At 70.9% G+C, this 24,382-nt stretch carries 17 protein-coding genes; 7 read left to right on the top strand and 10 right to left on the bottom strand.

Translation table 11 applies throughout. The features are described 5' to 3' along the window. Nucleotides 1-6 precede the first annotated feature (6 nt). The 6 genes from STRCI_RS07225 to STRCI_RS07200 all read right to left on the bottom strand — a co-directional run bounded on the left by STRCI_RS07225 (nucleotide 7) and on the right by STRCI_RS07200 (nucleotide 9,019). The gene (locus tag STRCI_RS07225) at nucleotides 7-1,548 is read right to left on the bottom strand and encodes an APC family permease (protein ID WP_269658018.1); all 1,542 of its coding nucleotides are present in this window, start codon (nucleotides 1,546-1,548) and stop codon (nucleotides 7-9) included. Between the two features lie 98 nt (nucleotides 1,549-1,646). After that, nucleotides 1,647-3,116: an aldehyde dehydrogenase family protein gene (locus tag STRCI_RS07220; RefSeq protein ID WP_269658017.1), complete on the bottom strand. Its 1,470-nt coding sequence runs from the start codon at nucleotides 3,114-3,116 to the stop codon at nucleotides 1,647-1,649. Further along, nucleotides 3,109-4,239 carry an aromatic ring-hydroxylating oxygenase subunit alpha gene (locus STRCI_RS07215; protein WP_269658016.1) on the bottom strand — a complete coding sequence of 377 codons (1,131 nt, stop codon included), beginning with the start codon at nucleotides 4,237-4,239 and terminating at the stop codon, nucleotides 3,109-3,111. Before STRCI_RS07215 ends, STRCI_RS07220 begins: the two co-directional genes overlap by 8 nt. Nucleotides 4,240-4,358: 119 nt before the next feature. Next, nucleotides 4,359-6,803 carry a GcvT family protein gene (locus STRCI_RS07210; protein ID WP_269658015.1) on the bottom strand — a complete coding sequence of 815 codons (2,445 nt, stop codon included), beginning with the start codon at nucleotides 6,801-6,803 and terminating at the stop codon, nucleotides 4,359-4,361. 86 nt (nucleotides 6,804-6,889) lie between these two features. After that, a complete protein-coding gene (locus tag STRCI_RS07205; protein ID WP_269658014.1) occupies nucleotides 6,890-7,975 on the bottom strand; it encodes an S-(hydroxymethyl)mycothiol dehydrogenase in 1,086 nt (361 codons plus the stop codon). Nucleotides 7,976-8,188: 213 nt separating this feature from the next. After that, the gene (locus tag STRCI_RS07200; protein ID WP_269658013.1) at nucleotides 8,189-9,019 is read right to left on the bottom strand and encodes an IclR family transcriptional regulator; all 831 of its coding nucleotides are present in this window, start codon (nucleotides 9,017-9,019) and stop codon (nucleotides 8,189-8,191) included. Between the two features lie 359 nt (nucleotides 9,020-9,378). Between STRCI_RS07200 and STRCI_RS07195 the strand changes: the two genes are divergently transcribed. Together STRCI_RS07195 and STRCI_RS07190 are read left to right on the top strand one after the other, a co-directional pair. Beyond that, nucleotides 9,379-9,702 (top strand): bifunctional 3-phenylpropionate/cinnamic acid dioxygenase ferredoxin subunit, encoded by a 324-nt coding sequence (locus STRCI_RS07195; RefSeq protein WP_269658012.1) that lies wholly within the window; start codon nucleotides 9,379-9,381, stop codon nucleotides 9,700-9,702. A 58-nt stretch (nucleotides 9,703-9,760) separates the two neighbouring features. Beyond that, the gene (locus STRCI_RS07190) at nucleotides 9,761-10,960 is read left to right on the top strand and encodes an NAD(P)/FAD-dependent oxidoreductase (protein ID WP_269658011.1); all 1,200 of its coding nucleotides are present in this window, start codon (nucleotides 9,761-9,763) and stop codon (nucleotides 10,958-10,960) included. Between the two features lie 107 nt (nucleotides 10,961-11,067). Here the strand turns inward: STRCI_RS07190 and STRCI_RS07185 are convergent, their stop codons facing one another. Next, nucleotides 11,068-11,667 (bottom strand): hypothetical protein, encoded by a 600-nt coding sequence (locus tag STRCI_RS07185; protein ID WP_269658010.1) that lies wholly within the window; start codon nucleotides 11,665-11,667, stop codon nucleotides 11,068-11,070. 420 nt (nucleotides 11,668-12,087) lie between these two features. On the opposite strand from STRCI_RS07185, the gene STRCI_RS07180 reads away from it, so the two are divergent. From STRCI_RS07180 to STRCI_RS07160, 5 genes are read left to right on the top strand one after another with little or no spacing between them, the layout of a single operon-like run. Further along, complete coding sequence (locus tag STRCI_RS07180) at nucleotides 12,088-14,967, top strand: nitrate- and nitrite sensing domain-containing protein (protein WP_269664503.1); 2,880 nt, start codon at nucleotides 12,088-12,090, stop codon at nucleotides 14,965-14,967. Further along, a complete protein-coding gene (locus tag STRCI_RS07175; RefSeq protein ID WP_269658009.1) occupies nucleotides 14,964-15,401 on the top strand; it encodes a roadblock/LC7 domain-containing protein in 438 nt (145 codons plus the stop codon). The genes STRCI_RS07180 and STRCI_RS07175 overlap by 4 nt, the downstream gene beginning before the upstream one ends. Before the next feature lie 9 nt (nucleotides 15,402-15,410). Further along, nucleotides 15,411-15,806 carry a DUF742 domain-containing protein gene (locus STRCI_RS07170; protein WP_015661898.1) on the top strand — a complete coding sequence of 132 codons (396 nt, stop codon included), beginning with the start codon at nucleotides 15,411-15,413 and terminating at the stop codon, nucleotides 15,804-15,806. 24 nt (nucleotides 15,807-15,830) lie between these two features. Next, on the top strand, nucleotides 15,831-19,466 hold the full coding sequence (locus tag STRCI_RS07165; protein ID WP_269658008.1) for a hydantoinase B/oxoprolinase family protein: 3,636 nt from the start codon (nucleotides 15,831-15,833) through the stop codon (nucleotides 19,464-19,466). Then, complete coding sequence (locus STRCI_RS07160) at nucleotides 19,447-20,052, top strand: GTP-binding protein (RefSeq protein ID WP_269658007.1); 606 nt, start codon at nucleotides 19,447-19,449, stop codon at nucleotides 20,050-20,052. The genes STRCI_RS07165 and STRCI_RS07160 overlap by 20 nt, the downstream gene beginning before the upstream one ends. Before the next feature lie 78 nt (nucleotides 20,053-20,130). On the opposite strand, the gene glpK is transcribed toward STRCI_RS07160, so the two are convergent. From glpK to STRCI_RS07145, 3 genes are all read right to left on the bottom strand, one after another. After that, entirely contained in the window at nucleotides 20,131-21,642 is a 1,512-nt protein-coding gene (gene glpK, locus STRCI_RS07155; protein ID WP_269658006.1) for a glycerol kinase GlpK, read from the bottom strand. A 22-nt stretch (nucleotides 21,643-21,664) separates the two neighbouring features. Next, the gene (locus tag STRCI_RS07150; RefSeq protein ID WP_269658005.1) at nucleotides 21,665-22,390 is read right to left on the bottom strand and encodes an MIP/aquaporin family protein; all 726 of its coding nucleotides are present in this window, start codon (nucleotides 22,388-22,390) and stop codon (nucleotides 21,665-21,667) included. A 329-nt stretch (nucleotides 22,391-22,719) separates the two neighbouring features. Next, nucleotides 22,720-24,369 carry a GGDEF domain-containing protein gene (locus STRCI_RS07145; RefSeq protein WP_269658004.1) on the bottom strand — a complete coding sequence of 550 codons (1,650 nt, stop codon included), beginning with the start codon at nucleotides 24,367-24,369 and terminating at the stop codon, nucleotides 22,720-22,722. Between the last annotated feature and the right edge of the window lie 13 nt (nucleotides 24,370-24,382).

Below are 24,382 nucleotides of genomic sequence, written 5' to 3'. Positions count from 1 at the left end.
TCTCCTTCAGTCGACGGTGGCTGTCTCGGCGGGGGACTCCAGCCGGTGCTCCTCCAGCACACCGGTGCGGTGCCGCTGCACGAACCAGTAGTAGGCGAATCCGCCGCCCGCGATGACACCCACGAACAGCACCGCGCCCCACTGGAGGTACCAGTGGAAGGGGGCGCTGGCGTTGTAGACGGAGGCCCGCGGCCAGATCAGGTTGATCGTCATGCCGAGGCCCCACAGCACGGCCAGGACATTGACGAGCAGTCCCCAACGGCCCAGCGAGAAACGTCCGTCGCCCGCCGGCTGCCACCTGCCGCGCAGCCGCGCCACCAGCATCGGGCCGGTGACGCCCAGGTAGGCGAGGTAGATCATGATGATGCCGATGCTGGTGACGACCGTGAAGATCTGCGGCTGGCGGATGTTGACCACCAGGATCGCCAGCGCCAGGATCCCGATGATCACGGTCGGCAGTACCGGTGTCTGGAACCGAGGATGACACTTGGCGAGCTTCGAGGACGCGGGCAGGTTGTTGTCCCGGGCCATTGCGAACGCCAGCCGCACCGCGGCCGTGTGCACCGCCAGCGCGCAGACGGTGACCGCGATCAGCACGCACCACAGCATTGCCTTGCCGGCCGTCGAGCCCAGCACGTCCAGCACGATGTACTGGAGGCCGTCCGTGGAGAGTTGCTCGCCCTTGAGACTGGACACGCTCATCAGCGCCAGCAGAAGGATCAGACCGCCGAGGACGAACGAGGCGACGATCGCCCGGATGATCGCGCGGGGCGCGTTGCGGGTCGGGTCGAGGGACTCCTCGCCGAGCGAGGCGGCCGTGTCGAAGCCGTACATGACGTACGCCGACGCCAGCGACGCCACCAGGAACGCGCCCAGGTATCCGGCGCCGTAGCCCGCGCCGGTGCCGTTGGTCTCCATGACGACCTGCGGACCGCGCGTGATGTGGACGGCGAACAGGACGATCAGTACAACGGTGGCGATCAACTCGATGAACACGCCCGCCGTGTTGATCGTCGCCATCAACTTGACGCCGAAGGCGTTCACCAGGGTGGTGAACAGGATCAACACCGCGGCCAGGATGACCGCGTTGGTCGCCACGTCGTACTTGCCGGTGCCGTCGCCGACGAACTGGAACGTGTCCGAGATCTGCGGCAGCGTCAGCTGGTAGGCCAGCGCCACGGCCGAGATGGACACGATGGACGCGATCAGCATCATCCACCCGGCGAGCCAGCCCAGATGCGGATTGCCTATCTTCTTCGACCAGTTGTAGACGGACCCCGCGACGGGATAGCGGGCCGCCAGCTCAGCGAAGCAGAGGGCGACCATGAACTGGCCGCCGAACACCATCGGCCACGACCACCAGTAGGCGGGGCCGCCACTGCCGTAGCCGAAGTAGAAGAGCTGGAAGGTGCCGGTCAGGATGGAGATGTAGCTGATGCCGGCGGCGAAGGTGTGGAAGTTGCCGAGGGTGCGCTTGAGTTCGGGTTTGTAGCCGAACTCGGCGAGTTCGGCGTCGTCGGTCTCTCTGGGTGGGTGGGTTGTTGCCATGAGCGGACTCCTGGTGGGCCTGAGGGAGGGGAGGGAGCGGCTCCTGCGGGTGCCGGGTGGTCCTTTCGGTGCGGGGTGTGCGGGCGGCTACCCGCGGATCAGCTGAACCATCCCTGCGGGGTGGGACTGGTGTTGCGCCAGATGTGCTTGGCCTCGCGGTACTCGGCCAGTCCGGAGGGGCCCAGTTCGCGCCCGGTTCCGGACTGCTTGAAGCCGCCCCACTCGGCCTGCGGGACGTAGGGGTGGTAGTCGTTGATCCAGACCGTGCCGATCCGCAGCGCGGCCGCGACGCGCGCGGCCTTCGCCTCGTCGCGCGTCCATACGGCGCCCGCGAGGCCGAAGACGGTGCCGTTCGCCAGGCGTACGGCCTCGTCCTCGCCGGTGAAGCGCTCCACCGTGAGTACCGGTCCGAAGGACTCCTCCTGGACCACCGACATCCCGGCGGCGCACTCGTCCAGCACCGTGGGCGGGTAGTAGAAGCCCTCGTCGAGGCCCGGTCCGGTGGGACGGGCGCCGCCGCAGCGCAGCACCGCGCCCTCGGCGATGCCCTTGGCCACGTACGCCTCGACCTTCGAGCGGTGCGCCGCCGAGATCAGCGGTCCGCTCTGGGCCCGTTCGTCGAAGGGGCCGCCGAGCCGGATCTCCGCGGCCCGGCGCACGACCTCGTCCACGAACCGGTCGTGCAGCGAGTCCTCCACCAGCAGCCGCGCGCCCGCCGAGCACACCTGCCCGGAGTGCAGGAACACGGCGGTCAGGGCCATGTCGACGGCTGTGTCGAAGTCGGCGTCGGCGAAGACGATGTTGGGGTTCTTGCCGCCGAGTTCGAGTGCGACCTTCTTGACGGTTCCGGCCGCGGCCGCCATCAGTCGCCGCCCGGTCGCCAGCCCGCCGGTGAAGGAGACGAGGTCGACGTCCGGATGGTCACCGAGCGGCGCGCCGGCCTCGGGACCGGCGCCGAGGACCAGATTGCCGACGCCGGCCGGGAGCCCGGCCTCGTCCAGCAGCCGCATGAGATGGATCGCGGTGTGCGGGGTCAGCTCGCTCGGCTTCAGCACGAAGGTGTTGCCCGCCGCGAGCGCCGGGGCCACCTTCCAGGCCGTCTGGAGCAACGGGTAGTTCCAGGGCGTGATGAGTCCGCAGACGCCGACCGGCTCGTACACCACCCGGCTGTCGATGCCCGCCGCGCCGGTGTCGACGACCCGTCCCGGCGCCTCGCTGGCGACCAGCCGCCCGAAGTACCGGAAGCAGTTGGCCACGTCGTCGACGTCGTACTCGCTCTCTACGAGCCGCTTTCCGGTGTCGAGCGACTCCGCGCGGGCGATCGACTCCTTGTCGCGTACGAGGAGTTCGGCCACGCGCAGCAGCAGGTCGCCGCGCTCCTGCGGCGCGGTCCTGGGCCAGGGACCGGTGTCGAAGGCACGCCGGGCGGCGCCGATCGCCTCCACCGTGTCCTTGCCGCCCGCCTCGTCGACCACGCCGACCGGGGAACCGTCGGCCGGGCAGTGGATCTCACGGGTGCGCTCGTCGAGCGCGCCCCGCCACTCGCCGTCGATGAACAGATCAGGCATGGCAGCCTCCCAGCTTGTGAAGGACCCACTCGTGGAAGATCCCGATGTGATGCTCGTTGGGGACCAGCACACCACCGCCGCGGTAAGCCCTGGACGCCATCGCGGGCTGTGTCCGCTCGCAGGCTTCGAAGTCCTGCGCGTTGACCCGGTGGAAGAGCTCCACCGACTTCGACACGTCCGTGCCGGACTCGACGACCTCGGGCGCATAGAGCCAGTCGCACTCCACGACCGTGCGGTCCTCGGCCAGCGGGAACATGCGGTGCAGGATCACGTGGTCGGGTACGAGGTTGACGAAGACCGTGGGCTTGACCGTGATGGCGTAGTAGCGGCGGTCCTGGTCGGCTGAGACCTCCGGGAGCTTCCCGAAGCCCTCGCTGCCGTCGACCGTGAAGCCCCTGACTCCCTCGCCGAACTCGGCGCCGTGGCCGACGTAGTACTGGGCGGCGTAGCCGTCGGCGAACTCCGGAAGGACATCGGTGAGTTCGGGGTGGATCGTCGCGCAGTGGTAGCACTCCATGAAGTTCTCGACGATCAGCTTCCAGTTCGCTTTCACGTCATAGGAGATGCGCCGGCCCAGGGCGAGGTTCGCTGTGCCGTAGTGGTCGATGGCGGCGGTGTCGCCGAGCCGTTCCACGGCGGCGCCCAGCACGGTCTCCTCGAAGGAGGGCGGTTCGTCGGCGAGGCACACCCAGGCGTAGCCGAGCCACTCGCGCAGGGCCACCTTGATCAATCCGTACGCGACCCGGTCGACGTCGGGCATCTTGATCAAGTTGGGGGCGGCGATCAATGTGCCGTCAAGGTCGTACGTCCACGCATGATAGGGACACTGGATGTTGCGCCGGACCTCCCCGGAGTCCTCCATGCACAGCCGCGCTCCACGATGACGGCAGACGTTGAGGAAGGCGCGCAGCTCACCCTTGCGGGTCCGGGTGACGATGACGCTCTCGCGTCCCACCTGGACGGTACGGAAGGCGCCCGGTTTGGCGAGGTCGGCGCTGCGGACGGCGCAGAACCACATCGACTCGAAGATGTGTTCCTGTTCCTGCCGGAAGAGCTCCGGGTCGGTGTAGTAGCGGCCCGGCAGCGTCGCGATGAGGCTCGGGGGGACGGGGGTCGTCGTCACGTGCGTGCTCCTGTTGTCGACATGCGGCTCAGACGGGCGCGGTGGCCGTGGACCGGGCCGAACCTCTCCGGGCCGAGCACGCGGACGATCACGTCGTACATGGGTGACACGGCCACCTCCTAGCGGCGGATGCGGGTCATCTTCGGGTCGAACAGGGGCTCTTCGGCGACCGTGGCCGGGACCTTCTCGCCGAAGTAGGCGATGTGCACGGCGGTGCCGACGGGCAGCACCGGCAGCCAGGCGTACGCGACGCAGCGGCCGAGCGTGTAGCCGTACGCCGCGCTGGTCACGTAGCCGGAGGGGACGCCGTCGACGTGGACGGGCTCCTTGCCGAGGACGACTGCGGCGGGGTCGTCGAGGAGGAGGGGGGTGAGTCTGCGGGTGACGGGCTCGTCGCCGAGGGCGGCGCGGCCCAGGAACTCCTTGTCGCCGCGGACCGCGAAGCCGACGCCCGCCTCGTAGGGGTTGTGCTCGTCGGTCATGTCGACGCCCCAGGCCCGGTACCCCTTCTCCAGGCGCAGGGAGTTGAAGGCCGAGCGGCCGGCGGCGACGACACCGAGGTCCCGGCCCGCCTCCCAGAGGGTGTCCCACAGGCGCAGGCCCAGGTCGGCGGTGGTGTAGAGCTCCCAGCCGAGTTCGCCGACGTACGACAGGCGCAGGGCGGTGACGGGGACGTGGCCGAGGTAGGTCTCCTTCGCGCGGAAGTAGCCGAACGCCTCGTGCGAGAAGTCGTCGCGGGTCAGGGGCTGGACGAGGGCGCGGGCGAGGGGGCCCCAGACGCCGATGCAGCAGGTCCCGGAGGTGATGTCCTGGAGGTGGACGTCCTCGGGCGCGTGCCGCAGGAGCCAGTCCAGGTCGGCGGGGGAGTTGGCGCCGACCTGGAAGCGGTCGGGGGCGAGCCGGGCCACGGTGAGGTCGGAGCGGATGCCGCCGGTCTCGTCGAGGAGGAGGGTGTAGGTGACCGCGCCGGGCTTCTTGCGGAGGTTGTTGGTGGTCATGCGGTCGAGGAAGTCCAGGGCGCCGGGGCCGGTGACCTCCAGGCGGCGCAGCGGGGTCATGTCGTAGAGGGCGACCTTCTCGCGGGTCGCCTTCGCCTCCGCCGCGGCGATCGGGGACCAGTAGCGGGATGACCAGGCGTCGCGCGGCGGGAGCTGGATCGCGTCGGTGAGAGGCGCGTTCGCCTCGTACCAGTGCGGGCGCTCCCAGCCGCCGCCCTCCAGGAAGAACGCGCCGAGCTGCTGCTGACGGGCGTAGAAGGGGCTGACGCGCAGCGGACGGGGCCGCTCCATCGGCTGGAGGGGGTGGAGTACGTCGTACACCTCGACGAACTGCTGTGAACCGCGTTCACGGACGTACGCCGGTGAACGCTGCGCTTCCTCGAACCGCGTGAGGTCGCACTCGTGCAGATCGAGGGCGGGGCGGCCGTTCACCATCCACTCGGCGACCGCCTTGGCGACTCCGGCGGAGTGGGTGACCCAGACGGCCTCGGCCAGCCAGAACCCTCTGACGTGCCGCGATTCGCCGAGGACCGGCATGCCGTCCGGGGTGAAGGAGAAGACGCCGTTGAAGCCCTCCTCGATCTCGGCGTTCCGCAGCGCCGGGATCAGCCAGCGGCAGTCCTCCCAGCTCGGCGCCCAGTCCTCCGGCGTGAAGGGGAACGAGGAGGGCATGTCGAGGTCCTGGGCGCGGGCCTCGTCGTAGGGCAGCACCGCGAACGGGTCCACGGGCAGCGGCCGGTGCGCGTAGGAGCCGATGCCGATGCGGTCGGTGTGCTCGCGGAAGTACAGGTCGCGGTCCTGGAAGCGGAGGATGGGCTTCGAGGCCTCCGTGGTGGCCGCTTCGAGCTCCGGCAGCGGCTTGGTCCGCGCGTACTGGTGGGCGAGCGGCTGGAGGGGTACGTCGACGCCGGCCATCCGGCCGATCACCGGGCCCCAGAATCCGGCCGCGGACACGACGTGGTCGGCGGGGAAGGCGCCCCGGTCGGTGACCACGGCGGTGACCCGGTCGCCTTCCCTCTCGATGCCGGTCACGGTGTGGCGTTCCAGGAAGCGGGCGCCCCTCGCGGTGGCCCGTTCCATCTGGGCACGGGCCGCCAGGAGGGCGCGGGCCAGTCCGTCGTCCGGGGTGTGGAAGCCGCCGAGCACCACGGACTGGTCGAGCAGCGGCCACAGTTGCTTGCAGCGGGCGGGGCTGATGATCTCGCCGCGGATGCCCCAGGCGGCGGCGTATCCGGCTCGGCGGTGCAGCTCGGCGAGGCGCTCGGGGGTGGTGGCCAGCTCCAGGCCGCCGACCGGGTCGAAGCAGGGAACCCCGTCGACGCTGAGCGCGTTGAACTTCTCGACCGTGTAGCGGGCGAACTCGGCAAGCGTCTTGGACGGGCTGGTCTGGAAGACGAGTCCGGGGGCGTGCGAGGTGGAGCCGCCGGGGGCGGGCAGAGGGCCCTGTTCGAGGACGGTGACGTCGGTCCAGCCGCGTGCGGTCAGCTCGTCGGCGAGTGAGCAGCCGACGATGCCGGCGCCGATGACGACCACGCGGGGGGACTGGCTTTCGGGCGTACTGGACATGCCCCTCCTTGCGGGGTGGGGGTCTCAGGGGGTTCTCGGGGCGGCAGTGGTCTCCGGGGACGGTGGTTCCGGGCTGTGAACGGTGCTTACAGGACCACGACCGAGCGCAGCACCTCACCCCGGTGCATCTTGGCGAACGCCTCCTCGACCTGGTCGAGGGCGATGGTCTCGGTCACGAAGGCGTTGAGGTCCAGCAGCCCGTAGAGGTACTGGTCGATGAGGTACGGGAAATCCCGGCTCGGCAGACAGTCGCCGTACCAGGAGGACTTGATCGCGCCGCCGCGCGAGAACACGTCGATCAGCGGGAGTTCGACCTTCATCTCGGGGGAGGGGACGCCGACCTGCACCAGCAGGCCCGCGTGATCGCGCATGTAGAAGGCCTGCTGGAAGGTCTCGGGGCGGCCTACGGCGTCGATGGCGATGTCCACTCCATGGCCGTCGGTCAGCGCCCGTACCGCCTCCACCGGGTCCGTGCCACGGGAGTTGACGGTGTGCGTGGCACCGAACTTCTCCGCCTGGTCCAGCTTCTTGTCGTCGATGTCGACGGCGATGACCTTCATGGCGCCGTTGAGGCAGGCGCCCGCGATGGCCGCGTTGCCGACGCCGCCGCAGCCGATGACGGCGACCGAGTCGCCCCGGCCGACGTTGCCGGTGTTGACGGCGGCGCCGTAACCGGCCATGACGCCACAGCCGATGAGACCGGCGGCCTCCGGGCGGGCGGCCGGGTCGATCTTCACCGCCTGTCCCGCGGCGACCAGCGTCTTCTCGGCGAAGGCGCCGATTCCCAGCGCGTTGCTGAGCGGCGTGCCGTCGAGCAGGGTCATCGGCTGGGTGGCGTTGCGGGAGTCGAAGCAGTACCAGGGGCGGCCGCGGCGACAGGAGCGGCAACTGCCGCACGGAGCACGCCAGGCGAGGACCACGTAGTCGCCGGGGGCGAGGTCGGTGACCCCCTCGCCGACCGCCTCGACGGTGCCGGCCGCCTCATGTCCCAGCAGGAACGGGAACTCGTCGTTGATCGCGCCCTCGCGGTAGTGCAGATCCGTGTGGCAGACCCCGCAGGCCTGCACCGCGACCAGTACCTCACCGGGCCCCGGGTCGGGGACGACGATCGTCCGCACCTCGACGGGTGCGCCCTTCTTCACAGCGACTACGGCACGGACCTCGTGTGGCACGACCAAGCTCCTCTGCTGTTGCGCAATGCACGATGGGTTGCGCGATGAGGAACATATTGAGAACGCCATCAAGCGGCCGTCAAGAGGTGCGAGTTAACCCTTGGCAAAAGGCGCCGGTGAGTGGAAACGCTCCGGACACACAGCGGCGCGGGACCAGGAGATTCCCGGTCCCGCGCCGCTGTTCGCGCAGCCGCGTGTCTGGACGTCCGTCGGTCAGAAGCCGTATCCCATACGGCGCGACAGCTCGGACCCGGCCGCGACCGTACGCTTCGCCAGCTCGGGCACCCGGTCGCTGTTCAGCCGGTAGACCGGCCCCGAGACACTGATCGCCGCGATCACCTTGCCGTCGTGCGACCGCACCGGCGCCGCGACGGCCGCGAGCCCCAGCTCCAGCTCCTCGATGGTGATCCCGTACCCCTGCTCCACCACCGCCTCCAGCTCGCCGCGCAGCACCGAGGCGCCGGTGATCGTGCGCTCCGTGAACCGCGGCAACGGCCGGGCCAGCAGGCCCTCCCGCAGTGTGGGCGGCATATGCGCGAGCAGCACCTTTCCGCTGGAGGTGGCGTGCAGCGGGGTGCGCCGGCCCAGCCAGTTCTGGGCCGTCACCGACGCGGTGCCGCGGGCCTGCATGATGTTGACCGCGGCGTCGTCGTCCAGCACGGCGATGTTGACCGTCTCGCCCAGCTCGTCGGCGAGTTCCCGGCAGACCGGGACGCCCTCCTGCGAGATGTCCAGCCGCACCGCCGCCGCCCCCGCGAGGCGCAGGACGCCCGCCCCCAGGTAGTACTTGCCGCGGTCCTTCGCCTGGGCCACCAGGCCGCGGTTCTCCAGGACGCCGAGCAGCCGGAAGGCCGTCGACTTGTGCACGTCCAGCTCGTCGGCGATCTCGGTGACGCCCGCCTCGCCGTGCCGGGCGAGGATCTCCAGGACGCTCACGGCCCGGTCCACCGACTGCACCGCGCTCGCCGCGCCTCTTCCGCTCTGCTTCTCCGGGCTCGCCGTGCTCTCACCTGGGTCGGACTGCTGCCTCTGCGTGCGGGTCATGGCTCAACTCTCACCACCTGTGGGCCCGGTTCGGGCCGCATCTGCGGGAAACCCTTGACGCGACGGTCGTCCCGCCCGGATTCTGTTGCGCATAGCGCTTGCTGGTGCGCCATACGAAACATCATGTTACCGAAGCGTCCGGCCCTAGGAAGGGGCCGAACAGCACCTACGGCCGCACCCGGCTCCGGACCGACGGCGTCCCGGAACCCCGTGCACTGCGGTACGGCACCCCGGAACACCGCGTTCCCGGGCTGTCTCTCCGGAGCCGGACCGAACGACGAAGGTCCGCACCCCGCACTTCTTGCTGCACCTGGACCACACATGTCCGGGCCCAGTGTCCCGGACCGAGAGGGGGGCCCGTGATTCCCGTCTGCCGCCTCGAAGACCTCCCCGAGGGCGAGTCCGTCCGTGTCGAGACGACACCGCCCGTCGCCGTGTTCCATACCGACGACGGCGAGCTGTACGCCATCGACGACACCTGCACCCATCAGGACGCCTCCCTCTCCGAGGGCTGGCTGGAGGGCTGTCTGGTCGAATGCCCGCTGCACGCCGCCTCATTCGACCTGCGCACCGGCCGGCCGACCTGCCTCCCGGCCCGCCGTCCCGTCCGCACCCACCGGGTCACGGTCGAGGACGGCGTCATCCATGTCCACCTGGCGGCGGAGGAGGGCACGGCGGCATGAACACGCGGATCCGGCCACTGAACCGGCGGCACGCCTCCACCGATCGGAGCCGCATCGCATGAGGACCGTGACTGTCGTCGGCGCCTCCCTCTCCGGTCTGTACGCGGCCCGGGAACTGCGGGCCCAGGGCTTCGACGGACGGCTGGTGATCGTCGGCGACGAACCCCACCGCCCCTATGACCGGCCTCCCCTCTCCAAGGACTTCCTCACCGGCCGGGCCGACGAGGACCAATTCGCCCTCGCCGACGCCGACGAGACCGCGGAACTCGACGCCGAATGGCTCCTCGGCACCCGCGCCCGGGGTCTCGACGCCCGCGGCCGTACGGTCCTGCTCGACGACGGCCGCACCGTGTCCACCGACGGCGTCGTTATCGCCACCGGCGCCTCGGCCCGCCGCCTCCCCGGCACCGACCTGGACGGCGTCCACACACTCCGCACCCTCGACGACGCCCGCGCACTGCGCGCGGAACTCACCCGAGGCCCACGTCGTGTCGTCGTCATCGGCGGCGGATTCATCGGCGCCGAGACCGCCTCCTCCTGCGTCGCCCTCGGCCACGCCGTCACCGTGGTCGAAGCCGCCCCGCTCCCGCTCGTCCCCCAACTGGGGCCCGAGTTGGCCGCCGTGTGCGCCGCCCTGCACCGCCGGGGCGGGGCCGAACTGGTCACCGGCGCCGGTGTGGCCGGTCTGCGCGGCACGGCCGCCGTCACCGGAGTGGCCCTCGCCGACGGCCGTACCCTTCCCGCCGACGTCGTCATCGTCGGCATCGGCGCCACCCCCAACACCGGCTGGCTGGCGGGCTCCCCGCTTGCCCTGCACGACGGCGTCCTGTGCGACGACGGCTGTATGACGGTCCTGCCTCAAGTGGTCGCCGTCGGCGACGTCGCCCGCGTCGGCGGCCACCGCGCCGAGCACTGGACCTCCGCGACGGAGCAACCCCGGGTCGCCGTCGCCAACCTGCTCGCCGGGCACAGTGCCGAGACGGTCCGGTCCCTGCCCTACTTCTGGTCGGACCAGTACGGCGCCCGCATCCAGTTCGCGGGCCGCCGCCGGGACGGTGACACGGTCCGTATCACCGAGGGCGGCCTGATCGAGGGCGGTCCGACCGGCGGCGCACCGGCCGAGGGCGGCCTGCTCGCCCTCTACGAACGGGACGGCCGCACCACCGCCGTGCTCTCCGTCGACCGGCCGCGCCCCTTCATGCGGGCACGGAAGGAACTCGAGCGCGCGGAGCGGCGGGTGGCGTCGGGGGCCGCCTGAAAAACGGGGCGGCCGGTGATGTTCGGGAGCGTGTGAGCGGGGCGGGGGCGGGCTGGCTTGATCCGGTCCCTCATGGGATGGACGACTGCTGGGCCCGGACCCTCAGCTCAAGGGTGCGACAGTTGCCCGGCGCCACCCCGCCCGCGTATCCGCTCCTGGGTGCGCTCGGCCGCCCGTGCCTGGCGTCGGGCCTTGCGGCGCTCTCGGCGCAGGGCACGCGCGGTGCTGGCCGGGGTCGAGACCACGCCGTGGCGCTGGTTCCACACCTGGCGGGTCACCCAGACGTCCAGTGCCGCCCAGGTGGCGACCACGGTGCTGGCCACGCCGCTGAGCACCATGGGGAAGGCCAACCAGGATCCGGCCAGGGTGCACAGGAAGGCCACCATCGCCTGTATCAGCGTCAGCGCGATGATCAGGACCGCGCGAACCGCCGCCGTCCGCACCGGATCTGGCATCCGGCGTCGTCGCGCCGGCTCCTCGATCCACAACGGGCGATAGGCGGTGTGCCCCAGCGCCTCTTCGTGCTCGCCCTCCTGGTCGGACCGCGTGACCTTCACAGACGCCACCGACTTCGCCCGCGCATCCCGCACAACCTCGCCCCGGTCCGCCGGAATATCGGGATCCGGTACCTGAGGACCCTGGCGCACCGTCGAGCGCACCGCCACTCCGCCGTCCTCGGGCGCCTCGCGCCGCTCCGCCGTGCCCATCACCGTGTCACTCCCCACCGCCGGTAGACCGCTCGCTTCCGCGTCCGAAGACCCGGTTCCCCAGTGGCTGCCCGGCTTGCGCTGATTTACGCCGCCGGGAGGCGAGACGCGGCTCCTGTGGCCGATTCCGCCCCCGTTTCCCATAGAGAAGGACGACCGGCATCGCCCGAAGATTCCCAACGAGGGAAAAATTCCGGCCAATTGGCGCCGCGGATGAGTGGGGCGTGTTCGACTGGTCGACGCCGGATTCCGGGAGGCAATCTCCCCCAATGGCCGGACAACTCCCCACGTCTCGCCCCCGGGGCGGAAGTCAAGCTTCCGGACGGCTCTTCGAGTTACCTGTGCGTCGGTAGTAGGCTCGCGCCGTTTGTTGACGCACATGTGTACCCCCGTCCGGTGGGGGTCGAGCTGGGGGAGGCCATGCGCTTTCGCGGGAAGTCCATCCGCCGGAAGATCGTGGCGTTGCTTCTCGTGCCGCTGGTGTCCCTGACCGCCATCTGGGGTTTCGCCACGGTACTGACGGGTCGCGAGGCACAGCAGCTGTTCAACGTGTCGTCCGTCGTGGAGAAGATCGGCTACCCCATCGAGGACACGGTCCGTGTCCTCCAGCAGGAACGCCGCCAGACTCTCGTCCACCTCGCCGACCCGCGCGCCTCCGACGGGCTCGCCGCCCTCAAGCGCAGCCGCAACGCCACCGACGAAGCCGTCGCCGAGATTCGCAGGAACGCCAAGAACCCTGATGTACGAGACGCGATGGGCCAAGGCACGGACGAGCGCCTCACCGCCGTCCTGGACGCCTTCGACGGCATCGCCTCCCTGCGCCGCAGCGTCGAGGACGGCACCGTCAACCGCGCCACCGCCCTCAACCTCTACAACAGCCTGGTCGACCCCTGTTATGTGCTGCTCGCCAACCTCCACGTCGTCGACAACGTGGAGATGGACAAGCAGTACCGTGCGCTGGTCAACCTCGCTCGCGCCCGCGAGCTGCTGTCCCGCGAGGACGCCCTCCTCGGCTCCGCGCTGATCGTCGGCAGGCTGACCCGCGAGGAGATCCGCGAGGTCTCCGACTACGCCGCCCAGCGAACGCTGCTCTACGACGTCAACCTCCCCCTGCTGCCGTCCTGGGAGCGGGACCGCTTCACCCGCTTCTGGAAGAACGCCGCCAGCGCCCCCCTGCGCGTCGCTGAGCAGTCCGCCGTCTCCACCGGGGCCGGAACGCCCAGCGGGGTCACGGCGAAGAGCTGGGACACCGCCGCGGGCAATGTGCTCGAAGAGGTCGCCGAGCTCAACGACCAGGCAGGCGACCGCTATCAGGACCGCGTCCGGCCGGTCGCGATGGGCGTCATCGCCAAGGCGGCCGTCGCCGGAGTGCTCGGTCTCCTCGCTCTGCTGGTCTCGCTGTTCCTGTCCGTCCGCGTCGGCCGCGGCCTCATCCGTGACCTGCGCCAGCTCCGGCTGGAGGCCCACGAGGCCTCCGGCGTCCGGCTGCCCAGCGTGATGCGCCGCCTGTCGACCGGCGAACAGGTCGACGTCGAGACCGAGGTCCCGCGTCTGGAGTACGACAGGAACGAGATCGGCGAGGTCGGCCAGGCCCTCAACACCCTCCAGCGCGCCGCTGTCGAGGCGGCCGTCAAACAGGCCGAGCTGCGCGCCGGCGTCTCCGAGGTCTTCGTCAACCTCGCCCGCCGCAGCCAGGTACTTCTCCACAAGCAGCTCACCCTTCTCGACACCATGGAACGCCGGACCGAGGACACCGACGAACTCGCCGACCTGTTCCGCCTCGACCACCTGACCACCCGAATGCGCCGGCACGCCGAGGGCCTGGTGATCCTCTCCGGCGCCGCCCCCTCCCGGCAGTGGCGCAAGCCCGTCCAGCTCATGGACGTGGTACGGGCCGCCGTCGCCGAGGTCGAGGACTACGAGCGCATCGAGGTCCGTAGACTGCCCAGGGTCGCCGTCACCGGCCCGGCCGTCGCGGACCTCACCCATCTCGTGGCCGAACTCCTGGAGAACGCCACCGTGTTCTCCCCGCCGCACACCGCCGTCCAGGTGCTCGGCGAGCGCGTCGCCAACGGCTTCACCCTGGAGATCCACGACCGCGGACTCGGCATGGCCGCCGACGCGCTGCTCGACGCCAACCTCCGGCTCGCCGAGACGCCCGAGTTCGAGCTGTCCGACACCGACCGGCTCGGCCTCTTCGTGGTCAGCCGGCTCGCCCAGCGCCAGAACGTCCGCGTCTCTCTTCAGCCGTCCCCGTACGGCGGCACCACCGCCGTCGTGTTCATCCCCGACGCCCTGCTCACGGACGACGTGCCGGACACCAACGGCATCGGCTTCCGTCTGGACCGCCCTGGCCCCTCCAAGGAGGCCGAGCTGGAGGAGACCCGCAGGCTGGAGGAGAGCCGGCGGGCCGCCCTGGCCCAGGTGCCCGTACCGCTGCCGGGCCTGCCCACCCAGCTCCTGGACGGTCCGGTCGAGCTGGAGGCACCGGTCGACCTGGACGCCCTGAGCGACTTCCCGGACGCGCTGGACGAGGAAGCCGACGAGCGCGGCGGACTGTTCCGCCCGCGCCGCTCCCACCTCTCCCGCGCGGAGGACGCCACCGCCCGGCCCGACGCGCCGCACCCCGGTGGCCCGGATCCGGCCGCGCCCGGCGACCAGCTGGGAGCGGCGGTCCCGCTGCCCCGGCGCGGCACGCCCAAGCTGGTCAGCTCCCATGGGCGCCCGGTCACCGAACAGCGCCCCCGACGGGACGAGGCGGCGGACGGGCCTTCCGCGGGCACCGGCCGCCACGGCTCCGACGGCCCGGCACCGCTGCCGAGCCGGCGACGGGGGGCCTCACCCCTGCGCCGTGGCCCCGGCGGAGCCGACCCGGCAACGGAGCGAGCAGGCTTCGACGACGCGGCAGGGCGCGACCTCACGGGGGAGCCCCCGGCCCTGCCCCGGCGCACCCGCCGCGCCGAGATCGAGTCCAGCAACCCCGGCTCCGCGGACCGGCGCCCGGCGCCTCTGTCGCGCCAGACCGGCTCCGGCACCGGGCCGGACCCCGTACCGCAGCCCGGCGCGGGAGCGCTGCCCCGGCGCGTACGCCAGGCCAATCTGGCCCCACAGCTCAAGCGGGACCCCGCCCGACCGACGGAGAGCCCGACGGAGCCCTCCGAGCGGGATGCCGACGAGGTACGCAGCCGCATGGCCTCGCTCCAGCGCGGCTGGCAGCGCGGCCGCGAGGAGAACGCCGCGGGCGACGACGCCACCAGCGGCACAGCACCACGAGGAACGACTAAGGGGGACGGTCGATGACCGCACCGAAGGTGACCGACCACACCACGACCACCGCGTACGGCGAGCTCAACTGGCTTCTGGACGACCTGGTGGACCGTGTCGCCAGCATCCGCAAGGCCGTCGTGCTCTCCGGTGACGGACTGGCGACGGGCGCGTCCAAGGACCTGACCCGGGAGGACAGCGAGCACCTGGCCGCCGTCGCCTCCGGCTTCCACAGCCTCGCCAAGGGCGTGGGCCGCCACTTCGAGGCCGGCAGCGTCCGTCAGACGGTCGTCGAGCTCGATGACGCCTTCCTCTTCGTCACGGCCGCCGGGGACGGCAGCTGCCTGGCCGTTCTCGCGGACGCCGACTCCGACGTCGGCCAGGTCGCGTACGAGATGACGCTCCTCGTCAAGCGGGTCGGTGCGCATCTGGGCGCCGCTCCGCGCACCGATCTGCCCGCGGGCGGGTAGTGGGATGACATGAGCGCAGACGGTCAGGGAAGAAGCCACTGGTTCGACGACGAGGCCGGACCGGTCGTCCGTCCGTACGCGATGACGCGCGGCCGCACCACCAGCGCGGCCCAGCACCGCCTCGACCTCATCGCGGTGGTCGTCACGGAGTCGCAGGCGGACGACCCGGAAGAGGACTCGACACTGTCCCCAGAGCACGTGGACATCGTCGAACTGTGCCGTGACGCCCCCCAGTCGGTCGCCGAACTCGCCGCTGAACTCGACCTTCCGATCGGAGTGGTGAGGGTCCTCGTCGGGGATCTCGTCGCCGGGGAACTCGTCCACGTCAACCGGCCCGTCCCCCCGGCGGAACTGGTCGACGAGAGTATTCTGCGCGACGTGATCAACGGCCTCCGGGCGCTGTGACCGGCGCGGAAGCGGGGTACTGACGTGACAGGCTGGCAGTTCTGGGTCGACCGAGGCGGCACCTTCACCGACATCGTCGCGCGACGCCCCGACGGCCGGCTGCTCACCCACAAGCTCCTCTCGGAGAACCCCGCGCGCTACGCCGACGCGGCCGTCGCGGGCGTACGCCTGCTGATGAACGGCTCCGAAGAGCCTGTCGAGGCCGTCCGCATGGGCACCACCGTCGCCACCAACGCCCTCCTGGAACGCAAGGGTGAGCGCACCCTCCTGGTCGTCACCCGCGGCTTCCGCGACGCCCTGCGCATCGCCTACCAGAACCGCCCCCGCATCTTCGCCCGCCGCATCGAACTCCCGGAGCTGCTCCACGAGCGGGTCGTCGAGGTCGACGAGCGCATCGCCGCTGACGGCACCGTCCTGCGCGCCCCCGACCTCGACGCCCTCGCCGGACCGCTGCGCCGGGCCTACGACGACGGGATCCGCGCCCTCGCCGTGGTGTGCGTGCACAGCCACCTCCACCCCGCCCACGAACAGGCCGTGGGACAACTGGCCGAGCGGATCGGCTTCCCCCAGATCTCGCTGTCCAGCGAGGTCAGCCCGCTGATGAAGCTCGTCCCGCGCGGGGACACCGCCGTCGTCGACGCCTACCTCTCGCCGGTGCTGCGCCGCTACGTCCAGCACGTCGCCGACGAACTCCACGGTGTCCGGCTGATGTTCATGCAGTCCAACGGCGGCCTCGCCGAGGCCGGGCAGTTCCGCGGCAAGGACGCCATCCTCTCCGGCCCCGCCGGCGGCATCGTCGGCATGGCCCGCATGTCGCAGCTGGCCGGATTCGACCGGGTCATCGGCTTCGACATGGGCGGCACCTCCACCGACGTCTCGCACTTCGCGGGCGAGTACGAACGCGTCTTCACCACACAGATCGCCGGTGTCCGGCTGCGCGCCCCCATGCTGGACATCCACACCGTCGCCGCGGGCGGCGGCTCGATCCTCCACTTCGACGGCTCCCGCTACCGCGTGGGACCCGACTCCGCGGGCGCGGACCCCGGCCCCGCCTGCTACCGCGGCGGCGGCCCGCTCGCCGTGACCGACGCCAACGTCATGCTCGGCCGCATCCAACCGGCCCATTTCCCCCAGGTGTTCGGGCCCGACGGCGACCTGCCGCTCGACGCCGACCTCGTCCGGGACCGGTTCGCCGCCCTCGCGCGGGAGATCCGCGACCGGACCGGCGACGACCGCACCCCCGAGCAGGTCGCCGAGGGCTACCTCCAGATCGCCGTCGCCAACATCGCCAACGCGGTCAAGCGGATCTCCGTGCAGAAGGGCCACGACGTCACCCGCTACGCCCTCACCACCTTCGGTGGTGCGGGCGGCCAGCACGCCTGCAGGGTCGCCGATTCGCTCGGCATCCGCACCGTCCTCGTGCCGCCCATGGCCGGGGTTCTCTCCGCCCTCGGGATCGGCCTCGCCGACACCACGGCCATGCGCGAACAGTCCGTCGAAGCCCTCCTGGAAGCCGCCGCCATGCCGGGCGTCCTGAAGACCGCCGACGACCTGGAGTCCGCCGCCCGCTCCGAACTCCTCGCCGAGGACGTCCCCGAGGACCGCGTCCGGGTCGTCCGGCGCGCCCAGCTCCGCTACGACGGCACCGACACCACCCTCACCGTCGAGCTGACCGAGCCCGACACCATGCGCCGCACCTTCGAAGAACGTCATCGCGCCACGTACTCCTTCGTCCTCGACCGCCCGATCGTCGTCGAAGCCCTCTCCGTGGAAGCCACCGGCATCACCGAACCCCCCGATCTGTCCACCCTGGCCACCCACCAGGGCCGTGCCGTCACCCCCGACACCGTCCGCCTCCACACGGGCGGCGCCTGGCGCGACGTACCCCTCCACCGCCGCGAGGACCTTCCTCCCGGCGAATCCGTCACCGGACCCGCGATCATCACCGAGGCCGGCTCGACGACCGTCGTGGACGACGGCTGGCGGGCCGCGACGACCGATGACGGGCATCTGGTCATGGAACGTGCGGCGATTACAGAGAGTTCCGATCTCGGCACACAAGCCGACCCGGTTCTGCTGGAGGTCTTCAACAACCTCTTCATGTCGATCGCCGAACAGATGGGCGCCCGCCTGGAGTCCACGGCCCAGTCCGTCAACATCAAGGAGCGTCTGGACTTCTCCTGCGCGCTCTTCGACCCGGACGGAAACCTGGTGGCCAACGCCCCGCACATCCCCGTCCACCTGGGCTCGATGGGCACCAGCGTCCAGGAGGTCATCCGGCGCCGCGGCGACTCGATGCGGCCGGGCGACACCTACGCCGTCAACGACCCGTACCACGGCGGCACGCATCTGCCCGACGTCACCGTGATCACCCCGGTCTTCGGCACGGAGGACGCGGCGGACACGGAGAGTCACCGGATTCTCTTCTACGTCGCTTCCCGCGGCCACCACGCCGAGATCGGCGGCATCGCCCCCGGCTCCATGCCCGCCGACAGCCGCACCATCGAGGAGGAGGGCGTCCTCTTCGACAACTGGCTCCTCGCCGAGGACGGCCGCTTCCGCGAGGAGAAGACGCGCGGCCTGCTGACCGAGGCGCCCTACCCCTCCCGCAACCCCACGACCAACCTCGCCGACCTGCGCGCCCAGATCGCGGCCAACCAGAAGGGCGTCGACGAAGTCGCCCGCATGATCGAGGACTTCGGCCTCGACGTAGTCCAGGCGTACATGCGCCACGTCCAGGACAATGCAGAAGAGGCGGTCCGCCGCGTCATCGACGCCCTCGACAACGGCGAGTACGCCTACGAGACCGACTCCGGCGCCGTCATCCGGGTGAGCGTGCGCGTGGACCGGGAGAGCCGCTCCGCCACCGTCGACTTCACCGGCACGTCAGCGCAGCTGGCCAACAACTTCAACGCGCCGTTCTCCGTGGTCAACGCGGCCGTCCTGTACGTCTTCCGCACGCTCGTCGACGACGACATCCCGCTCAACGACGGCTGCCTGCGCCCTCTGAGGATCGTCGTGCCGTCCGGCTCGATGCTCGCCCCCGAACCGCCGGCCGCGGTCGTCGCGGGCAACGTCGAGACCTCCCAGGCCATCACCGGCGCCCTCTACGCGGCGCTCGGCATCCAGGCCGAGGGCTCCGGAACCATGAACAACGTCACCTTCGGCAACGAACGCCACCAGTACTACGAGACCGTCGCCTCCGGATCCGGCGCGGGCGACGGCTTCCCCGGCGCGCCCGTCGTCCAGACCCACATGACCAACTCGCGGCTCACCGACCCCGAGGTCCTGGAGTGGCGACTGCCCGTGCGGCTCGACGAGTTCGCCGTCCGGCCCGGCAGCGGCGGCGACGGACGGTGGCGCGGGGGAGACGGCGCGGTGCGCCGGATCCGCTTCCTGGAGCCCATGACCGTCTCCACACTCGCCCAGCACCGCAGGGTCCCGCCGTACGGGCTGGCCGGTGGCGCGCCTGGCGCGCTCGGCGCCCATCGCGTGGAGCGCGCGGACGGCACGGTCACCGCGCTCGGCGGCAGCGACACGGCCGACGTCGGCCCCGGCGACGTACTCGTCATCGAAACCCCCGGCGGCGGAGGCTACGGCCCACCGTCGCCCGAACCCCATCAAGCAGGAGAAGAGATCGATGATCTTCGGGCGTTCTGAGCGCGGCAAGCCCCCGGTCGAGCCCGTCACGCTCAAGATCCTGGTGGCCGGCGGCTTCGGAGTGGGCAAGACCACCCTGGTCGGCGCGGTCAGCGAGATCAGGCCGCTGCGCACCGAGGAATACCTCACCGAGGCCGGGCGCCCGGTCGACGACACCAGCGGTGTGGAGGGCAAGAACACCACCACCGTGGCGATGGACTTCGGCCGCATCACCCTGCGCGAGGACCTGGTGCTGTACCTCTTCGGCACGCCCGGACAGGAGCGGTTCTGGTTCATGTGGGACGAGCTCTCCGAGGGCGCCCTCGGAGCCGTCGTCCTGGCCGACACCCGGCGCCTGGAGGACTGCTTCGCCGCCGTCGACTACTTCGAGCGGCGGTCCATACCGTTCCTCGTCGGCGTCAACTGCTTCGAGGGAGCGGCCCGTTATCCGGCCGACGATGTCCGGCAGGCCCTCGACCTCGACCACGACGTGCCGCTCGTGCTGTGCGACGCGCGGGACCGGGAGTCCGTCAAGGAGGTCCTCATCGGCGTCGTCCAGCACGCCATGGCCCAGAGCGCGGACCGCAGACAGGCCGTCACCACCTGAACCCGGCACGCGCACGGCCCGTACCCCCGCCGACCGGGGTACGGGCCGCAGCTGTGGGAGCGCCCCACGCGCGCGTGGCTACCCCTCGCCGTCCTCCAGCCAGCCGAAGCTCTTCTCCACGGCCTTGCGCCAGTTGCGGTACTCACGGTCCCGCACCGCCGCCTCCATCGACGGCGTCCACTCGACGTCCTTCTGCCAGTGCGACTTCAGCTCGTCGAGGTCGTTCCACACCCCGGTCGCGAGCCCGGCCGCGTACGCGGCGCCCAGGCAGGTCGTCTCGGAGACCCTCGGCCGGATGACCGGCACATCGAGCACATCCGCCTGATGCTGCATGAGCAGATTGTTCTTCGTCATGCCGCCGTCCACCTTCAGGGTGGTGATCTGCACCCCGGAGTCCTGGTACATGGCGTCCACGACCTCGCGGGTCTGCCAGCTCGTCGCCTCCAGCACGGCACGCGCGAGATGCGCCTTGGTGACGTAACGGGTGAGCCCGGTGACCACCCCGCGCGCGTCGGAGCGCCAATAGGGCGCGAACAGGCCGGAGAACGCCGGCACGATGTACGCGCCGCCGTTGTCGTCGACGCTTGCCGCGAGGGACTCGATCTCGTCCGCGGTGCGGATGATGCCGAGCTGGTCGCGGAACCATTGGACGAGGGCGCCCGTTATGGCGATGGACCCCTCCAGGCAGTACACGGGCGCTTCACTGCCGATCTTGTAGCCCATGGTCGTCAGCAGGCCGTTCTTCGACGGCACCGGACGGTTGCCGGTGTTGAGCAGCAGGAAGCTGCCCGTGCCGTACGTGTTCTTCGCCGTGCCCACGTCGTAGCAGGCCTGCCCGAACACCGCCGCCTGCTGATCGCCCAGTGCGGAGGCGACCGGCACTCCGGCGAGCTGGCCGACCGCGGTGCCGTAGACCTCGGCGGAGGAGCGGATCTCAGGCAGCACGGCCTCGGGGACGTTCATGGCGGCGAGGATCGAGGAGTCCCACTGGAGGGTCTCCAGGTTCATGAGCATGGTGCGCCCGGCGTTGGTGACGTCGGTGACGTGCCGGCCGCCGTCCGTGCCGCCCGTGAGGTTCCAGATCAGCCAGGAGTCGATGGTGCCGAAGGCGATCTCACCGTTCTCCGCGCGGGCCCGCAGCCCCGGCACGTTGTCCAGCAGCCAGGCCGCCTTGGGCCCGGAGAAGTAGCTCGCCAGCGGCAGCCCGGTCTGCTCGCGGAAACGGTCCTGCCCGTCGGAGCCGCCGAGCTGGTTGCACAGCGCCGAGGTCCGGGTGTCCTGCCACACGATCGCGTTGTGCACCGGCTTGCCCGTCGCGCGGTCCCACAGCACCGTCGTCTCACGCTGGTTCGTGATCCCGAGCGCGCTGAGCTGGTCCGCGCGCAGCCCGGCTTTGGCGATGGCCCCGGCGACCACCGCCTGCACCTTGGACCAGATCTCGGTGGCGTCGTGCTCCACCCAGCCGGGCTTGGGGAAGATCTGGCGGTGCTCGCGCTGGTCGACGGCGACGATCGCGCCGTTCTGGTCGAAGATGATGCAGCGGCTGGAGGTGGTGCCCTGGTCGATAGCGGCGACGAACTTGTCCGTCATGACGTCCCCTTCGTCGGTTCCTTCAGAAGGCTGCGTTGAAGATGAGCCCGGACAGCGCCCCGCCGATCAGCGGTCCCACCACCGGGATCCACGCGTAACCCCAGTCCGAGGTGCCCTTGTTGGGAATCGGCAGGACGGCGTGCGTCAACCGCGGACCCAGGTCACGGGCCGGGTTGATGGCGTATCCGGTGGGACCGCCGAGCGACAGACCGATGCCGACGACCAGGAACGAGACGATCAGGATCGCCGTACCGGACTCGCCGAGCCCCTCGGTCAGTCCGAACGCCAGGATCGGCAGCACCAGGCCGATGGTCGCGATGATCTCGGTCACCAGGTTCGCCACGGGATTGCGGATCGCGGGCGCGGTGGAGAAGATCCCGAGCGTCGGCTGCGCCTTGTCCTCCTCCGCATTGGCCTGGAACTGCGCGAAGTACGCCAGCCAGCACAGCACCGCGCCGAGTATCGCGCCGACCATCTGCCCGGCCATGTAGAGGGGCACCTTGTCCCATTCCCCGGTGTCGATGGCGATCCCCAGGGTCACGGCCGGGTTCAGATGCCCTCCGGACAGCGGCGCGGCCGTGTACGCCCCGGCCAGCACGCCGAAGCCCCAGCCGAACGCGATGACGACCCAGCCGGCGTCCTTCGCCTTGGAATCCTTCAGTACGACGGCGGCCACGACTCCGGCGCCGAAGAGGATCAGGATCGCGGTACCGATGACCTCACCGAGGAAGATGTCTCCGTTGCTCATGGCGGCTCCTAGGCCCTGGCCCGGAGTGATCGACCCCGGTCCTCGTGCAGGGTGCGTTTCCCATGGCGACTTCAGCCGAAGGCAGGGAGGTCCCGCGCCCCGCCCGGCGTCCGTGACGAGCGTGCCGTAGTCGTCGCATCGCCTCGGAGCGTGGCCGTGGCTGAATCAGGCGATCCCGCGCGTGGGCACAGTGCCTGGTACGCCGTGAATGTACGGCGATGTCGACTGACACCGGAAGTGTTCACCGGTGTCCCAAGGGCGTCAAGGTCGCGGACGACACCGGTTGAGGGCGCGCCCGTACGGCCGTGAGGGACACCGAGGGTCCGGATTCAGCCTCTGCCCGGCTCGGCCACGGCACACCGCTCCGGTGCCGCCGCTCCGGCGCCGCGCCGGATCTCATGACCGGGCAGCCCCGCGCGGCCCAGCACCCAACTGGCCCCCCTCAACGACTTCGCGGCCTGCTTCAGGGGCGCCAGACAGGCGGCGGCCTGCCGGTGGTCCAGCACACTCCCCGGCACGCACAGGACCGTCGCCAGGGACAGCGTGACGGGCCGCCCGCCCGCCGACCACGGCGCGTCCAGGACGGTGGCGGCCAGCGGGTCGAGCCCCTCCGGATCGGCCAGTACCAGGAAGTCGTCGCCGCCGATGTGCCCCACGCGCGTGCTGCCCGACGCCGCGTGCTGCAAGGTCCGCCCCACCGCCCGGATCAGCTCGTCACCCGCCGCGAACCCGGCGCCGTCGTTGACCTGTTTGAAGTGGTCGACATCCAGCCAGCTCAGCGCGAACGTCCGCCCGTCCGCGATCCGGCGGTCCACCTCGCCGGTGATCGCGTCCGAACCGGGCAGCCGGGTCAGCGGATTGAGCCCCGCCGCCTCCTCGACCCGCGACTCGGCGAGCGCCCGTACGAGGTCCGCGAGCCGTACGACGCCCACACACCGCCCGTACCGGTCCACGACCGCCACATCGTCGGACGTACGGTCCCGGTCGCCCACCGCCACGACGTCCAGCACCTCCCAGGCGGTGGCGTCGACACCGACCGTCCGCGGCGCGTCCCCGAGTTTGAACGCCGGCCGGTCGGCGTACAGGGCATGGCCGTAGCGCCCCGACATGGACAGCAGGAACCGCGAACGGTGCACCGACCGGACCGGCACCCCGCGCGTGTCGACGAGCAGCACTCCGGACACGTCCGGCGACCCGGTCAGCAGGGTGCGCACCTGACCGGCGGACGCGGTGGCCGGCAAGAGGGCGGCGGGCCGTACGAACTCCCGTACCGGCGGCCCCGAACGCGGAGGCGCGCCACCACCGGGGCGGCGGGGCGGAACGTATACGTCCGCCGCGGGCAGCCTGGAGGGCGGCGCGAAGAGCTCGCCCTGCGCCAGTTGCGCGCCGGCCGTGACCGCCGCCGCGTACTGCAACTCGGTCTCGACGCCCTCCACGCACAGCAGCGCGCCCAGTTCGTCGCACAGGGTCCGCATCGCCCGCACCGCCGCCGGCCGCGCCAGCAGCGAGGGATCGAGCTTCACCAGGTCGGGCGCCATGTCGATCAGCAGCCGCAGGGGTACGTCGCCGTCCCCGACGCCGTCCGCGCTGATCCGGAAGCCCTGCTCCCGCAGCGCGGCCACCGCCTCCAGCAGCGCCTGCTGGGGCACGTGCGTGTACGGCGGGACGATGTCGAGGGTCACCTCCCAGGTCATCCGGCCCACTTCCCGCACGGCGTCGTGCAGTTGGGGCAGCCCGGCGAGGTCGGCGAGGGTCCCGGCGAAGACGTTGACATGCAGGGGCAGCAGCGTCTCCTTGCGGGCCGCGGCCCGGACCGCCGACACGGCCAGACCGCCGTCGAGTTCGGGGTCCCGTCGGGCTTCGGCCAGGATGTCGCCGGTCTCCGGACGGGCAAGAACCTCCAGCCCCGCCACCCCGCCGGTGGTGAGATTGACCACCGGCTGGAAGGCGAAGCGGAGAGTATCCGTCCAGGAGTGCACGGGAAGCATAATG

The organism is Streptomyces cinnabarinus, from assembly GCF_027270315.1.
In the GTDB taxonomy this organism is placed as follows: Bacteria; Actinomycetota; Actinomycetes; order Streptomycetales; family Streptomycetaceae; genus Streptomyces; species Streptomyces cinnabarinus.
The sequence above is the reverse complement of the archived record's forward strand: the minus strand, read 5'-3'. Positions and strand labels throughout refer to the sequence as shown.

Coding starts and splice junctions, on each gene's coding strand:
- STRCI_RS07225 (WP_269658018.1), bottom strand. CDS start 1,548: ATGGCAACAACCCACCCACCCAGAGAGACCGACGACGCCGAACTCGCC.
- STRCI_RS07220 (WP_269658017.1), bottom strand. CDS start 3,116: ATGCCTGATCTGTTCATCGACGGCGAGTGGCGGGGCGCGCTCGACGAG.
- STRCI_RS07210 (WP_269658015.1), bottom strand. CDS start 6,803: ATGTCCAGTACGCCCGAAAGCCAGTCCCCCCGCGTGGTCGTCATCGGC.
- STRCI_RS07200 (WP_269658013.1), bottom strand. CDS start 9,019: ATGACCCGCACGCAGAGGCAGCAGTCCGACCCAGGTGAGAGCACGGCG.
- STRCI_RS07190 (WP_269658011.1), top strand. CDS start 9,761: ATGAGGACCGTGACTGTCGTCGGCGCCTCCCTCTCCGGTCTGTACGCG.
- STRCI_RS07185 (WP_269658010.1), bottom strand. CDS start 11,667: ATGGGCACGGCGGAGCGGCGCGAGGCGCCCGAGGACGGCGGAGTGGCG.
- STRCI_RS07180 (WP_269664503.1), top strand. CDS start 12,088: ATGCGCTTTCGCGGGAAGTCCATCCGCCGGAAGATCGTGGCGTTGCTT.
- STRCI_RS07175 (WP_269658009.1), top strand. CDS start 14,964: ATGACCGCACCGAAGGTGACCGACCACACCACGACCACCGCGTACGGC.
- STRCI_RS07170 (WP_015661898.1), top strand. CDS start 15,411: ATGAGCGCAGACGGTCAGGGAAGAAGCCACTGGTTCGACGACGAGGCC.
- STRCI_RS07160 (WP_269658007.1), top strand. CDS start 19,447: ATGATCTTCGGGCGTTCTGAGCGCGGCAAGCCCCCGGTCGAGCCCGTC.
- glpK (WP_269658006.1), bottom strand. CDS start 21,642: ATGACGGACAAGTTCGTCGCCGCTATCGACCAGGGCACCACCTCCAGC.
- STRCI_RS07150 (WP_269658005.1), bottom strand. CDS start 22,390: ATGAGCAACGGAGACATCTTCCTCGGTGAGGTCATCGGTACCGCGATC.